15 protein-coding genes are annotated in these 14,326 nt (G+C 72.1%); 10 read left to right on the top strand and 5 right to left on the bottom strand.

The features are described from left to right. The gene (locus OTB16_RS39245; protein WP_324290231.1) at window positions 1-177 is read left to right on the top strand and encodes a cupin domain-containing protein; all 177 of its coding nucleotides are present in this window, start codon (window positions 1-3) and stop codon (window positions 175-177) included. On the opposite strand, the gene OTB16_RS12970 is transcribed toward OTB16_RS39245, so the two are convergent. The 5 genes from OTB16_RS12970 to dhaK all read right to left on the bottom strand — a co-directional run bounded on the left by OTB16_RS12970 (window position 105) and on the right by dhaK (window position 3,517). Beyond that, window positions 105-554, bottom strand: a complete 450-nt coding sequence (locus OTB16_RS12970; RefSeq protein WP_267720282.1) for an MFS transporter — start codon at window positions 552-554, stop codon at window positions 105-107. The two genes, OTB16_RS39245 and OTB16_RS12970, sit on opposite strands and share 73 nt — an antisense overlap. Window positions 555-593: 39 nt before the next feature. Beyond that, window positions 594-914: an SDR family oxidoreductase gene (locus OTB16_RS12965; protein ID WP_267720495.1), complete on the bottom strand. Its 321-nt coding sequence runs from the start codon at window positions 912-914 to the stop codon at window positions 594-596. A 425-nt stretch (window positions 915-1,339) separates the two neighbouring features. Then, window positions 1,340-1,723, bottom strand: a complete 384-nt coding sequence (locus OTB16_RS12960) for a PTS sugar transporter subunit IIA domain-containing protein (protein ID WP_267720494.1) — start codon at window positions 1,721-1,723, stop codon at window positions 1,340-1,342. 95 nt (window positions 1,724-1,818) lie between these two features. Continuing rightward, on the bottom strand, window positions 1,819-2,424 hold the full coding sequence (dhaL, locus tag OTB16_RS12955) for a dihydroxyacetone kinase subunit DhaL (protein ID WP_267720281.1): 606 nt from the start codon (window positions 2,422-2,424) through the stop codon (window positions 1,819-1,821). Between the two features lie 88 nt (window positions 2,425-2,512). Then, on the bottom strand, window positions 2,513-3,517 hold the full coding sequence (dhaK, locus tag OTB16_RS12950) for a dihydroxyacetone kinase subunit DhaK (protein ID WP_267720280.1): 1,005 nt from the start codon (window positions 3,515-3,517) through the stop codon (window positions 2,513-2,515). A gap of 267 nt (window positions 3,518-3,784) precedes the next feature. Here dhaK and OTB16_RS12945 point away from each other — a divergent pair, with 267 nt between their 5' ends. The 9 genes from OTB16_RS12945 to OTB16_RS12910 all read left to right on the top strand — a co-directional run bounded on the left by OTB16_RS12945 (window position 3,785) and on the right by OTB16_RS12910 (window position 14,223). Further along, complete coding sequence (locus tag OTB16_RS12945; RefSeq protein WP_267720279.1) at window positions 3,785-4,633, top strand: MIP/aquaporin family protein; 849 nt, start codon at window positions 3,785-3,787, stop codon at window positions 4,631-4,633. A gap of 69 nt (window positions 4,634-4,702) precedes the next feature. After that, complete coding sequence (gene glpK / locus OTB16_RS12940; protein WP_267720278.1) at window positions 4,703-6,220, top strand: glycerol kinase GlpK; 1,518 nt, start codon at window positions 4,703-4,705, stop codon at window positions 6,218-6,220. Window positions 6,221-6,283: 63 nt separating this feature from the next. Then, a complete protein-coding gene (locus OTB16_RS12935; RefSeq protein ID WP_267720277.1) occupies window positions 6,284-7,996 on the top strand; it encodes a glycerol-3-phosphate dehydrogenase/oxidase in 1,713 nt (570 codons plus the stop codon). A gap of 258 nt (window positions 7,997-8,254) precedes the next feature. Continuing rightward, window positions 8,255-9,739, top strand: a complete 1,485-nt coding sequence (locus tag OTB16_RS12930) for a peptidase M16 family protein (RefSeq protein WP_267720276.1) — start codon at window positions 8,255-8,257, stop codon at window positions 9,737-9,739. A gap of 327 nt (window positions 9,740-10,066) precedes the next feature. Next, on the top strand, window positions 10,067-11,227 hold the full coding sequence (locus OTB16_RS12925; protein WP_267720275.1) for an amidase: 1,161 nt from the start codon (window positions 10,067-10,069) through the stop codon (window positions 11,225-11,227). A gap of 242 nt (window positions 11,228-11,469) precedes the next feature. Continuing rightward, a complete protein-coding gene (locus OTB16_RS39535; RefSeq protein WP_420717691.1) occupies window positions 11,470-12,321 on the top strand; it encodes a CocE/NonD family hydrolase C-terminal non-catalytic domain-containing protein in 852 nt (283 codons plus the stop codon). Then, window positions 12,251-12,469 carry a hypothetical protein gene (locus tag OTB16_RS12920; RefSeq protein WP_267720274.1) on the top strand — a complete coding sequence of 73 codons (219 nt, stop codon included), beginning with the start codon at window positions 12,251-12,253 and terminating at the stop codon, window positions 12,467-12,469. Before OTB16_RS39535 ends, OTB16_RS12920 begins: the two co-directional genes overlap by 71 nt. 209 nt (window positions 12,470-12,678) lie before the next feature. Further along, entirely contained in the window at window positions 12,679-13,530 is an 852-nt protein-coding gene (locus OTB16_RS12915) for a type 2 periplasmic-binding domain-containing protein (RefSeq protein WP_267720273.1), read from the top strand. 117 nt (window positions 13,531-13,647) lie between these two features. After that, window positions 13,648-14,223 (top strand): site-specific integrase, encoded by a 576-nt coding sequence (locus OTB16_RS12910; protein ID WP_267720272.1) that lies wholly within the window; start codon window positions 13,648-13,650, stop codon window positions 14,221-14,223. Window positions 14,224-14,326: the final 103 nt, after the last annotated feature.

Raw genomic sequence — 14,326 nt, 5'->3', positions numbered from 1 at the left:
CTGACCTCCATCCACTACCTGCTCACCCACTGGTCGCCGGTCGGACACTGGCACCTGAACCGGTCCGACATCCTGCACTTCCACCACCACGGCGAACCGGTCACCTACCACCTGACCAGGATGCCCATGGCCCGGGCGCGGTGCTCGTACGCGATGTGGTCACCGACGAAGGCGTAGGCGGTCGGCACGAAGGCTCCCGTCGCCAGACCGGCCAGCGCCCTTCCCGTGAAGAACAGTCCCGGTCCGGTGGCGAACGCGCACATCAAGGTGCCCAGGACGAACGCGGCCATCCCGATCGTCAGGCTCAGCCTGCGCGAGAAGCGGTCGCCGAGCGGGGCGAAGAGCAGGGCCCCGACCGCCGTACTGACGCCGTACGTACTGACCGACAAGGCCATCACGGCCACCGTCGTGTCGAACGACCCGGCCATGTCCACGAGCAGCGGGGAGACGACGAGTTCTTCCGAGCCGACCGCGAAGATGCCGGCCATCAGTGCGAGAACCGCCAGCAAGGGGAACCTGGCCGCGCCCTTCTCGACGCTCAATCGGTTCGACACTCCAACCAACCCTTCTTGCGGTGTTTCCGAACAGCACGGCTAGATCGCCGTGTATCCGCCGTCTACGGTGAGGGCGGCTCCGGTGATGAACGACGACTGGTCCGAGGCGAGGAACAGGATCGCGTTCGCCACGTCCTCGGGCGTGCCGAGACGCCCGATCGGGTTCAGCTTCGCCTTCGCCTCCTTGACCGACGGGTCGTGGTCGATGGACGTGTCGGTCATGGGGGTGTCGATGATGCTGGGGCAGACGCAGTTCGCCCGGATGTTGTACTTCGCGTAGTCGACGGCGAGCGACTTCGTCAGCATCATCACGCCGCCCTTCGTGGCGTTGTACGCGGCGATGCCGGGCCACGCGACCAGCGAACAGGGCCTTCAACGCATCCCCAAGCTTGACCGAAAACATGGCATCCCAGGTCCGTACCAACGCTTTGCGCCGCTAAACCGGGCGACGTTACACCGCTGTTTCCAAGCGATGACGTTCCTTTGCCGGACATTCGCCCAGCCGCACCGAACGGCCCGGCGAACCGAATTGCGTCAAGCCGACACACCGTGCGTCGGCCAGGTTCTGCCTGCATTCGGTCCGCCCCCTCGGGCACGGGGCCGACCGGCGACGCCGGGAGAAGTCCGGAAAGTGAGCGTGCGCGCGCCGGTACGACCGGGGCCGCTCTCACGAGGCATTGGCCGAAACACACCCGGGCGGGCGCCTCTACACGCGGGCGGACATGGCTCCGGGCCGCCCGGGCATGGCTCCGGGCGGCCCCGGTGTGACTCCGGGCGGCCCGGGTTCAGTTCTTGCGGTACGAGTACGCCTCGCCGGCGGCCGACGCGACCGCCTCCAGGGACGCTCCGGCGGAGGCGGCGACGACCGCCGCCGTAGCGCCCTCCACGAACGGGGCGTCCACCAGCCGCGCCCCCGGCGGGAGTTCGTCGTCCTCCAACAGCGCCTTGACGGTCAGCACGGCGCTCCCCAGGTCCACCAGCAGGGCGATCCCGGCGCCGCGGTCCACCTCCCGCGCGGCGGCGAGGATGAGCTCCGCGCTCGTGCCCAGACCGCCGTCGGCCGTACCGCCCGCGGCGGCCACCGGCGCCACGGGGCCGCCGGCGGCCAGACCCCGTGCGAGGTCCGCCACCGACGCGGCGACCGCCGCGCTGTGCGAGACCAGCACGATGCCGACCGGGCCGGGGCCCGCGCCCGCCGGGTCGGCCGCAGCCGAGCCGCCCGCCTCCGAACCTCTTGCCCCCGGGCCGCCCGCCTCGCGGCCGGTCACAGCAGACCGTCCGCGACGTCCGCCAGCGCCCCCAGCAGCAGAGCCGACGAGGTCGCGCCCGGATCCTGGTGCCCGACGCTCCGCTCGCCCAGGTAGCTGGCCCGGCCCTTGTGGGCCCGCATCGGAACCGTCGCCAGCGCGCCGCCCTCCGCCGCGTCCGCGGCGGCCCGGTAGGAGGTGCCCAGCGCGGCGACGCCCGGGATCAGGGCATCCAGCATCGTCTTGTCGCCCGGAGCGGCCCCGCCGAGTCGCGCCACCGCGCCGACCCCCGCGTCCAGGGCCCCGCGGAAGTCCTCGTCGGAGACCTCGGCGGCGTCGCCGAGCTCCTTGCCCGTACGCCGCAGCAGCGTCCCGTACAACGGGCCCGAGGCGCCGCCGACGGTCGAGATCAGGGTCCGCCCGGCATGTTGCAGCACCGCCCCCGGAGCGGCCGGGGTGTCCTTGTTCAGGGCCGCCCGGACGGCGGTGAAGCCCCGCATCAGGTTGCTGCCGTGGTCGGCGTCCCCGATGGGGGAGTCGAGCTCGGTCAGCCGGTCCGCCTCGCGCTCCACGACGGCCGCGGTGGCCACCATCCAGCGCCGGAAGAAGTCTGCGTCTCGCACCGGATCTCCTCGCCTCGCGCCGGAACCACCCGTCCGACGGCTGCCTCGTCCCTCCGCCACCTTACGGCCGGCGGCCCCGGCGCGGCGGTCAGCGGCCCCAGCGCAGCGCCGGTGTCTGCACCGGTGCGTCCCACAGCCGCAGCATCTCGTCGTCGGCCCGGCACAGGGTCACGGAGCATCCCGCCATGTCCAGGGAGGTGACGTAGTTCCCCACGAGGGTGCGCGCCACCGGCACGCCCCGGGCCGCCAGCACGGCCGTGACCTCGGCGTGGAACCCGTACAGCTCCAGCAGTGGCGTCGCCCCCATACCGTTGACCAGCGCGAGTACCGGCCCGTCGGCCGGAGCCACCTCCGCCAGGTCCTCCAGCACGGCGCCGACCGCGAACTCCGCGATCTCCCGCGCCGACATCATCGCGCGCCGCTCCCGGCCCGGTTCGCCGTGGATCCCGACCCCGAGTTCCAGTTCGCCGTCCGGGAGGTCGAAGGTCGGGCTGCCCTTGGCGGGGGTGGTGCAGGCGCTCAGTGCCACGCCGAAGCTGCGCGAGGCCCCGTTGACCCGGCGGGCCACCGCCGCGACCTGATCCAGCGGGGCGCCCGCCTCGGCCGCCGCTCCGGCGATCTTCTCCACGAAGAGGGTGGCCCCGGTGCCGCGCCGCCCGGCCGTGTACAGGCTGTCGGTCACCGCGACGTCGTCGTCGACCAGCATCCGTTCGACCCGGATGCCGTCCTCCTCGGCGAGCTCGGCGGCCATGTCGAAGTTCAGCACGTCCCCGGTGTAGTTCTTGACGACGAACAGCACGCCCTGCCCGGCGTCCACGACCTTGGCCGCCCGCACCATCTGGTCGGGCACCGGTGAGGTGAACACCTCTCCGGGACACGCGGCCGACAGCATGCCGTACCCCACGAAGCCCCCGTGCAGGGGTTCGTGCCCGGATCCGCCGCCGGACACCAGCCCGACCCGGCCGCCCTCCCGGGCGTCCCGCCGTGCGATGACCCGCCGCTCCACGTCCACGTCCAGTTCCGGATGGGCGGCCGCCATGCCGCGCAGGGCGTCCGCGACCACCGTCTCGGCACTGTTGATCAGCATTCTCATCGGGTACCTCCCGGGTGGAACCGACGGGTGGGCCTCCGGCCGGTGCGCCCGCCGCGCCGGCGGAAGCACAGGTCGGGCGGGCGGAGCACTGCCGTCGCCCGCCCTCCACCAGTGTGCCGCCACGGCCCGGGAATCCGCGACGGATACCGGATCCCCGGAGGGCGCGTCCCATCGCCTCGCACGGTTGACGCAGCCGGTACTAAAATGCGTTAGGGAACTCGGGGCTGTCGACGGCTGGTCTTGCGGGCCGGCGGGAAGCGGGCACCCATGACGGAGCGGCTCAAGAGGTCGGGGCTGGTGGGCGAGCTGTCGGCCGAGTTCGCCGGCACCATGATCCTCATCCTCTTCGGTTGTGGCGTGGTGGCCCAGGTGGTCGCCGGAGGGGCCCTCACGGACCCTGCGGGCGGACTGGGAAACCACGACAGCATCGCCTGGGCCTGGGGCCTCGGCGTCACTCTGGGCGTGTACGTGGCCGCACGGCTGAGCGGCGCCCACCTCAACCCCGCGGTGACCGTGGCACTGGCGACGTTCAAGGGCTTCCCGTGGAGCAAGGTTGCCCCCTACGCCCTGGCCCAGACGGCCGGGGCGTTCGTGGCGGCCCTGATCGTACGGTGGAACTACTCCGAGGCCCTGGCGAAGGCCGACCCGGGCCACACCATCAAGACGCAGGGCGTCTTCTCCACGCTGCCGGCCAACGGGAACACGAACCTGCCGGTCACCGAGTGGGGCGCGCTGCGCGACCAGATCATCGGCACCGCGATCCTGCTCCTGCTGATCCTCGCGGTCACGGACCTGCTGGGGACGCCTCCCGGCGCCAACCTGGCTCCGTTCATCGTCGGCCTGATCGTCGTGGCGATCGGCATGGCCTGGGGCACCAACGCCGGTTACGCGATCAACCCGGCACGCGACTTCGGCCCCCGGCTGGCCAGCTTCCTCACCGGGTACGGCGGAGCCTGGCGGGATCAGTACGGGCATTTCTACTTCTGGGTGCCCATCATCGGCCCGCTGATCGGCGGCCTGCTGGGCGCGGGTCTGTACAAGTTCTTCATCGGCCGGTTCCTGCCGACCGCCGAGCTGGAACCGCCCGGGCAGGTCCCGTCCCCGGACGAGAGCTGACCGGATCCCGGGGCGGCCCGGTACCGGTCCGCCCCGCCGCAGGAGAAGCCCCAAGAGAGGCGGCATCCCATGGCTGACTTCGTCGGCGCAGTGGACCAGGGGACCACCAGCACCCGTTTCATGATCTTCGACCACGCAGGCAACGAGGTGGCCAGGCACCAGCTGGAGCACACGCAGGTCCTCCCGCGCTCGGGATGGGTCGAGCACGACCCGGTCGAGATCTGGGAGCGGACCAACTCGGTCATGCAGAACGCTCTGCGGCACGGAAACCTCTCCGCGTCCGACCTCGCGGCCATCGGCATCACCAACCAGCGCGAGACGACCGTCGTCTGGGACCCCCGTACCGGGCGCCCCTACTACAACGCCATCGTCTGGCAGGACACCCGCACCGACTCCATCGCGGCCGCGCTGGACCGCTCGGGCCAGGGCGACGTCATCCGCCGCAAGGCGGGGCTGCCGCCGGCCACCTACTTCTCCGGCGGCAAGATCCAGTGGATCCTGGAGAACGTCGACGGAGTCCGCGAAGCGGCCGAGCAGGGGCACGCCTTCTTCGGCAACACCGACTGCTGGGTGCTGTGGAACCTCACCGGCGGACCCGACGGCGGCATCCACGCCACCGACGTGACCAACGCCAGCCGCACCATGCTGATGGACCTGGAGACCCTCGACTGGGACGACGAGCTGCTGGGCTTCTTCGGCGTGCCCCGGTCGATGCTGCCGACCATCAACCCGTCCTCCCACCCGGAGGCGTTCGGCCGGACCCGGACCTCCCGGCCGCTGCGGGAGGCCATTCCCATCACCGGTGTGCTCGGCGACCAGCAGGCGGCCACCGTCGGGCAGGTCTGCTATGCCCCCGGCGAGGCCAAGAACACGTACGGCACCGGCAACTTCCTGGTACTCAACACCGGCACCGAGCTGGTCCGGTCGCAGCACGGCCTCCTCACCACCGTGTGCTACCAGTTCGAGGGCAGCCCGGCGGTCTACGCGCTGGAGGGGTCGATCGCGGTCACCGGCTCCGCGATCCAGTGGCTGCGCGACCAGCTGAAGATCATCGGTGACGCCGCCGAGAGCGAACGCCTCGCCCGCACCGTCGAGGACAGCGGCGGCATCTACTTCGTCCCCGCGTTCTCCGGCCTGTTCGCCCCGTACTGGCGCTCCGACGCCCGCGGCGCGATCGTCGGCCTCGCCCGGTACCACGACAACGGCCACCTGGCGCGGGCCGCACTGGAGGCGATCTGCTACCAGAGCCGCGACGTCGTGGAGGCCATGGAGCAGGACTCCGGCGTCCACCTCGACGTGCTCAAGGTCGACGGCGGCGTGACCGCCAACGACCTGTGCATGCAGATCCAGGCCGACGTCCTCGGCGTCCCGGTCAGCCGCCCCGTCGTGGCCGAGACGACCGCGCTCGGCGCCGCGTACGCCGCCGGACTGGCCACCGGGTTCTGGCGGGACACCGACGAACTGCGCACCCACTGGCAGGAGTCCAAGCGCTGGGAGCCCCAGTGGTCCGAGGAGCAGCGCGCGGAGGGGTACGCGGGCTGGAAGAAAGCGGTGGAGCGGACGCTCGACTGGGCCGAGGTCAAGTAGGCCGACGAGGCCGGATGCGCCGAAGCGGTTGAACAGGTCAAACAGGTCAAACAGGAGGAGACCATGGTGGATCCGGTGGCTCTCTCGCCCGGGGCACGCGCCGAGGCCCTCGCCCGGCTGGGCGAGGGGGAGCTCGACGTCCTGGTCGTCGGCGGCGGCGTCGTCGGCGCCGGGGCCGCCCTGGACGCCGTCACCCGCGGACTGAGGGTCGGCGTGGTCGAGGCCCGGGACTGGGCGTCGGGCACGTCCAGCCGCTCCAGCAAGCTCATCCACGGCGGACTGCGCTACCTGGAGATGCTGGACTTCCGGCTCGTCGCCGAAGCCCTCAAGGAACGCGGGCTGCTGCTCCAGTACCTGGCCCCCCACCTGGTGCGTCCGGTGCCCTTCCTCTACCCCCTGCAACACCGGGTCTGGGAACGCCCGTACGTGGGCGCCGGCGTACTCCTGTACGACATCATGGCCACCGCCTCCGGCACGTCCCGGGGCCTTCCCCACCACCGCCACCTGCTCAAGCGCCAGGCCCTGCGCGAGGCCCCCGCGCTGCGCTCCGACGCCCTGGTCGGCGCGGTCCAGTACTGGGACGCCCAGGTCGACGACGCCCGGCACACCATGTTCCTCACCCGCACGGCCGTCGCCTACGGAGCACTGGCCGCCAACCGCACCCGCGTCAGCCGCTTCCTGCGGCAGGGCGAGCGGGTGGTGGGCGCCGTCGTCACCGATCTGGAGACCGGCGAGGAGACCGAGGTACGGGCCAAGCAGGTCATCAACGCCACCGGTGTGTGGACCGACGACACCCAGGCGATGGCCGGCACCCGCGGGCAGTTCCACGTCCGCGCGTCCAAGGGCGTGCACCTGCTGGTGCCGCGCGACCGGATCAACTCCCGCACCGGGCTGATCCTGCGCACCGAGAAGAGCGTGCTGTTCGTCATTCCCTGGGGGCGGCACTGGATCATCGGCACCACCGACACCGACTGGACCCTCGACAAGGCCCACCCCGCCCTCAGCTCCCTGGACGTCGGCTACCTGCTGGAGCACGTCAACGCGGTGCTGACCACGCCCCTCGTCCCCGAGGACGTCGAGGGCGTGTACGCGGGCCTGCGCCCCCTGCTGTCCGGCGAGGCGGCCGAGACCAGCAAACTCTCGCGGGAGCATCTCGTCGCCCACCCGGTACCCGGACTCGTCGTGGTGGCGGGCGGCAAGTACACGACGTACCGGGTGATGGCCAAGGACGCGGTCGACGAGGCGGTCCGCGGCCTGGACGAGAAGGTGCCCGACTGCACCACCCAGCGCGTCCCGCTGCTCGGCGCCGACGGCTATCCGGCCCTGTGGAACTCCCGGCAGGGCCTGGCCGCACGCTCGGGGCTGCACGTGGCCCGCATCGAGCACCTCCTGAACCGCTACGGCTCACTGGTGCGCGAACTGCTCGCCATGGTCGCGGAGGACCCCTCGCTCGGGGAGCCGCTGCCGAGCTCCGACGACTACCTGCGGGTGGAGGCCGTCTACGCGGTGACCCACGAGGGGGCCCGCCACGTGGAGGACGTCCTGGCCCGGCGCACCCGGATCTCCATCGAGTCGTGGGACCGGGGTGTGGACGCCGCCCGGACCGTCGCGGAACTGATGGCGCCGCACCTGGGATGGGACCGGGCCCACCAGGACCGCGAGGTCGACCACTACCTCAAGCGGGTGGCGGCCGAACGCGAGGCGCAGCAGCAGCCGGACGACCGGACCGCCGACGCGGTCCGCCTCGGCGCCCCCGACATCATCCCGCCGCGCTGACCGGCGGCCGGGGATCCGAAAGAGACGCCCCGAGAAAGGGCCTGGTGCTGGCTAGGGGGTGTCGTCACAGTGGTGTCGTCACAGTAGTTCCGTACGCCCGCAGGGGCGGGCCGTGCGGTGTCCGGTGCGGTGCGCCCGCAAGGCGGAGGGCCGCCCGCGTACCGGATGTACAGGGGCGATCCCGACAACGCGGCGAGCGTGCGTGCCAGGCGCCCCACGGCAAGAACGAGTCTGACGACACCCCCTAGGGTTGCTGCCATGCAGCGCACCCAAACCGACGGCGTTCCGGTCTTCTCGATCCTGGAAGGGGACGGCCTGCTGGCCGGTGTCGCCCTGCGGTTCGGCTGCGGCACGCGGCACGAGACGTTCCGCACGATGGGGGGCACCCACCTCGTGGAAGCCCTGGTCATGGACCGGCTGGCGGCCGTGGACCAGGCCGACTTCGGATCGTTCTTCGGCCTCGACGAGACGCGGTTCCACGGCTACGGCACCCTCGATGAAGCCGCCCACTTCCTGGAGGCGGTGTGCCGGACCCTGTCCGACCTGCCCCTGGACCGCCTGGAACACGTCGCGGGACGCCTCGACATCGAGCAGGCCGCCCCCGTGGACGAGCAGATCTCCCAGGTACTGGGAGCCCGGTACGGCGCCCACGGTCTCGGCCTCGCCTGCCACCACGGCACCGGATACCGTGAGCTGACCCCCGAGATGGTCCGCACCCATGCCGCCACGTACTTCACCCGGGCCAACGCCGCACTGATGGTGACCGGACCCGTACCACCCGGGCTGCGGCTGCCACTGCCCGACGGGGCCCGGCCCTCGCGCGGCACGCCCCGCGTGCTGGCCGGCCACGCATGGGCCCGGCGCGACCTGACCGGGGTGGCCCTCGCCTACGAGGTGCCGGTCGGCTCGGCCGCCGCCCGCATCGGCCACCAGATCCTCATCACCCGGGTCGAGCGGCTGGTCAGGGACCGGCTGGGCATCGCCACCGCGGTCGAGGCGTTCTTGACGGCCCGCGACGCCGGCTCGGTCGAGCGCATGCTCCTCCTCGACGCCGAGGAGGGCCGCGAGGACGCGGTGGCCGCCGCGCTGTGGGGGGAGGCCGTACGGCTCGCCCGCGAGGCACCGACCGCCGAGGAGGTGGAGGAGGAGGTCGCCTGGTGCCGCAAGGGCTTCGTCCGGCAGCCGTCCGTCCCTGCCGAACTGCAGGCGGCCTCGGACAGCGAGCTGTACGGCGTCCCCTACCTCGACGGCCCCACCATGGTGCGGGCGCTGGAGGCGATCACTCCCGCCGACGTACGCGAGGCCGTGGAGCGGGCCGTGGCGGGGGCGCTGCTCGTCGTCCCCCACGGCACACCCCCCTCGCTCACCGGCCTGGACGGCAAGCGCCTGGAGCACACGCGGGTCTGCGAGCGGTGGGACGTGCCCCCGCCCCGCGGCGAGGTGCACGGCCGCCCGCTGCGCGCCCGGCTCAGGCGCGGGGGCGGCGGGGACGCGGAGCGGATCGTGCGCACCCCGCGCTCGCTCGTCTGGTGCCAGGACGACTGGTATCACGAGTACCGCTTCGACGAGGTCGTCGAACTGGAACGGTGGGGGGACGCCCGGCGCGTCGTCGCCCGCTGCGGCTGCCTGCTCGAACTCGTTCCCGGCGACTTCCAGGGCATGGACCGCCTGATACGCGCCTTGGACGACGCCGTCCCGCCCGCCCGGACGCGAGAACGCGCGGAGCCGCCGAACCGGACCTGAGGGGACGGGGGGGGGGAGCGCCGCCTCAACGATCACCGGAAGGTACGAGGTACGAGTTGCACGGTACGAGGTGCGTACCCGGCCGTCGCCGCGGGGCCGGGCCGGAGTAGGTTCCGAGGTAAGGGTGTGCGGCCTTGGCCAGCAGGGCCGCGACGGGGGCCGCACGCCCGACACCACCGCCGCAGGGCGAGCCCGCGCGGCATCACCGTCGGCCGCTTCGGGCCCGCCTCCTGCCCCACACCCCACCCGCGCCGCTCCCGTCGCGGCGACAGGAGCACAGGGCCCGCGCCGCCGCTGGCCGGGGCGAGACGAGACGCGAGGGACCTCATGCTCGACGATCACCTGTATGCCTCCCTGTCCGCCACCGCGATCGCCCGCCTGGTCCGCGACGGCGAGGTCACGGCCCGCGAGGTCGTCGAGACCGCGCTGACGCTGTGCGCCGACCGGGACGGCGCCCTGCGCGCCTTCACGGCCCTCTGGGCTGACCCGGCACGCGCCGCGGCGGCCGAGGTCGACGCCGCGGTGGCCCGTGGGGCCCGCCTCCCGCTGGCCGGGGTACCGATCGGGGTCAAGGCGAGCGAGGGCCGCGGCTCGTTCCAGAACCGGCGCCTGGTCGCCGCCGGATGCGTGCCGGTCGGAGCCACCTCGGTCCCCCGCGCCGGCACCGGCTGGCAGACCTACGGCTCCACCGACCGCGGCCCCACCTTGAACCCGCTCGACCCCGCATGGTCGCCCGGCGGATCCTCCGCCGGTTCCGCGGCCGCGGTCGCCGCCGGGCTCGTACCGCTCGCCACCGGATCCGACGGTGCCGGATCGGTCCGCATCCCCGCGGCCTGGTGCGGCGTCATCGGATTCAAGCCCACCAACGGGCTGCTGCCCTCCCGGGACCGCGCCGGACTGAACACCCCCGGCGTGCTGACCCGCAGCCCGGAGGACGCCGCCGCCTACCTCGGCGCTGTCGCCCCCACCGGCACCCCGCTCCCCCCGGCCGGGGGCCCGACGGTGGCGTGGAGCCCGACGGTGGCGTGGACGCCCACGCTGGGCTACGCCGACACGGACCCGGACGTCGCCGCCACCGCCCGCCGCGCCCTGCACCGGATCGCACGAACCGGGCTGTGCGAGGTCGTGGACCGGCCGGTGGAGCTGCACGACCCGGCCCCGGCCTGGACCGCTCTGCGCACCGGGTCTCCCGATCGGGACACCGAGGCGCTGGTCGCGGCCAACGAGGAGCGCCTGCGAGCCGTCTTCGACCAGGTCGACATCATCGCCACCCCCACCACCCCGCATCCCCCGCACGGCCACGACGGTCCCGGACCACGCATGAGCGTGGCACTCACCTGGGCCTTCAACCTCTCCGGCCATCCGGCGCTGACGCTGCCCGCCGGACGAACGACGAGCGGCGCGCCGGTCGGTCTCCAGCTCGTCGCCCGCCACCGAACCGACGCCGTGCTCCTCGCCACGGCGGCCCGCTTCGGCGCCTGTGTCTGAGCCGTTGACGACGTCCACGACCGAGTGCCGCGAAGAACGGTGGACCGGAAAGGTGACTTCGGCGTTCGTGTGGTCAAGGGTGACGATGCGCCCGGCGTACCGACCCCCTTCACGTTCCAGGCCGACGGCGCCCTGGTACCGGACAGCCTGCCCGACGGCAGCCGCAGCTACCTCGCGCACGCGGAGACCGTGGCCCGTCCCGCACGAGCCGCGCACCGGCCGGACCTTCCCGGCGTACTGAGCTGGACGACACCCCCGCTGCCCGTCGGCTTCGACTTCGCAGGCGACATCGAGCTGCGGCTCGAGACGCCATCACGGAGTGCGACACCTCATGGATCGTGGCCCTGGAGGCCGTCGTCGAGGAGGGCAACGCCATCTTCACCACCCCCGGTTGGCAGCGGTCCTCCCTGCGCGAGGCCGACGAGGAGCAGAGCGGCCCCGGCCGGCCCGTGATGGCGTGTACGACGCCCAGGGCCGTGCCGCCGGGGGAAACGGTGCGCTACCGGATTCCCCTGTGCCCCAACGCCCGTCGGCTGCCACCCGGTCACCCGGTCACCCGGTCACCGGCTCCGGCTCCGGCTCACCGTCGGCAGTTCCGACGCGCCCGGCGGCGTCCCCAACGCGCTCGGCATGGAGCACCAGCCCGTCGGCGGGGTGTCCGTGAACACCGTCCACGCCAGCTCCACCCTCCTGCTGCCGCTCCTCGGCCCCGGGTGAGCGGTCACTGGCCGCCGGCGCCTGCTTGCTCGTCGTACCCCCTCGCGGTCCTGGCCCGGTCCCCGCTGCGCGGCCCGCGGCGGATGTCCGACGCCTCGCCCCCAGCGGACGGGCCCCACGACGCCGGGGCGCGTCCGCCGGACCCCGGCGCGGCTCCGTACCGCGAGCCGCTCGCGAAGACCGCACCGTCCACCGCTCCGTCCACCGCTCCCTCCGGCACACTGTCCACCGGCCGCAACCAGTCGAGGAGCAGTACCGTGGCATACGCCGTCCGCGAGGAATGGCAGCGGCACTACCTCGACAAGTATGGGTTCAGTCCGCTCGGCGACGCCGAGCGGGCGCTACTCGCCGAGCACGTCGCCGCTCCTACAGCCTGACCGCCCCCGCGACCGCCCCCGCATCCGCATCCGCATCCGGATCCGCATCCGCCACACCCTCGCCCACGTCCTCACCACCCCCGCCGGCACCACCGGCGAGCCGGTCGCCCTAGCGCAACTGCTCCAGGTCGCCGCCCGCGGCGGCTGACCGGACCTCGCTCCGCGGCTGGCCGGCCGGCCGTGCCAAACGGCTGCCCGGAGACCCCGTCTCGGCCCACCCGTCCTGAACCCCCCGAGCCACCGCCGTCAACGTCCGCCACCGAACAGGGAGACCCCCGTGCCACTACCGAGTCTGCTCGGCGTCTTCGCGCACTTGTGCACGTTCGGTCACTGACCGGTTGGATGTACGGTCCGCGGGTGTTGAGACGAGACGCCTGGTCAGTGCACTACAGCTCGCGGGACCTGCCGCAGGCTGAGCTGCGGCCCTGGCACCTGCAGGTTTCGTCGGATGAGTGGGAGCTTTGGCTCGATGACCTGGGTATTCCTGATGGGACTCCCTACCTCCTGTCACCGTGCTTCGTCTACGACACGGACCTGAACTCGTACTTCCATCGGGTGAACCTGATGGCAGGACCGCTGAACAGTCAGCTCAACCGGGCGTCGGCCCTCTGCCGGAACCTGAACTTCCTCCACAAGAGCCGGGGCGGGAAGGATTGGCGGGACGCTACCGAGGAAGATCACGCGGCCTACCATCACTGGCGCCGCCGTGATCCGAGGGGGCCACGCGTGGATGGCGACACGTGGAGCCAGGAGATCTCTCACATTCAGCAGTTCTACGTTTTCGCCAAGTCCAAATCCTGGGTCCCGTCAGTCCCGATCCCACAGCGCCCCCGACGCGATGCGAGGGACGAGGAGAAGAAGGGCCGACGGCGCCCGGTGCCGGACGACGTCGTGGACACGGTGCCGGCGACGTACTCCCACGACCAAGGTGGCAAGGAAGCCTTCGAGTGGCTGCCTGCGCCGGCGTACCGCCGGTGGCGGGACATCGGCGTCCTCGGCTACGACCGTGAGGGCCTGCCCCGGGACAACTTCCGCGGACGGTGGGCACCGCGCAATGGCGCCTTCACTGACTCGTTGGTCCGCACGGGGATGAGGCTGGAGGAGCAGGCCAGTCGCATCACCTTGGAAGTCCCGACGGGGCCCGGCCCGGCGGGTTACAGCAAGTTCTGGCTGCCTGGGGCGATCGCCAAGCGGAACTCGGGACGCTGAGTCTATGAGCCTGCGTCGGTCCGACGCGATCTGACCGCCTACGAGGCCGCGGACCGACGGTGGGTCGTCGAGGAGGCCCGTGACGCAGGCCGCTACGGGAAGATCCGGCGCCCTCTCGTGATCGATGATCCGAGAACTCCGCACATGGCTCGGTACACGAGCGGCGTCAACCGCGGCGAGAAGGTCAACGTCAGGCTCCTCGACCCGCGTGAGCGACGCCGACTGCTGGTGGATACCGAGGACGGCCTTGAGCCCGCGATGTTCTGGCTCGGCGAGAGCGGGCTGCCGTTGTCCTTGTCGACGTGGAAGGACGTGTTCACCGACGCCAACCGCCGGTGCGAGGAGGCCGGCCTGGCTCTACGAGCTCATGCCCACCTCCTGCGTCACACGTTCGCAGTCATCACACTCGAGCAACTCCAGCGTGGACACATCGCCCAGCTCGCCGACATGAATCAGGCCCAGCGCCTCCACTACCAGCGGATCTTCGGCGATCCCATGGACTGGATCCGTCGCAGGCTCGGCCACGCTTCGCAGCTTTCGACCCTGATCTATCTGCATGCCCTGCAGGAACTGGAGATGGAGACACGCATGGCCCTGGTCCCTGACGCCTGGGAGGACCCCCGGGACACGCCGCTGATGGATCTCGGGCACGAGACGCCGCCGCAGGATCTGCCCATGAAGGCATCGGCATGACAAGCCGCGGCCGTGGCAGCACTGGTCCAGGACGCCCGTCCGCCCTTCCGCCCGGTGGTTACGAAGCTCCGCCGCCGGTCCGGGAAGGGAACGCGGGCAGTCT

It is taken from the genome of Streptomyces antarcticus (assembly GCF_026627255.1).
Lineage (GTDB): Bacteria > Actinomycetota > Actinomycetes > Streptomycetales > Streptomycetaceae > Streptomyces > Streptomyces antarcticus.
This window is presented reverse-complemented; position numbering and strand designations above follow the sequence as displayed.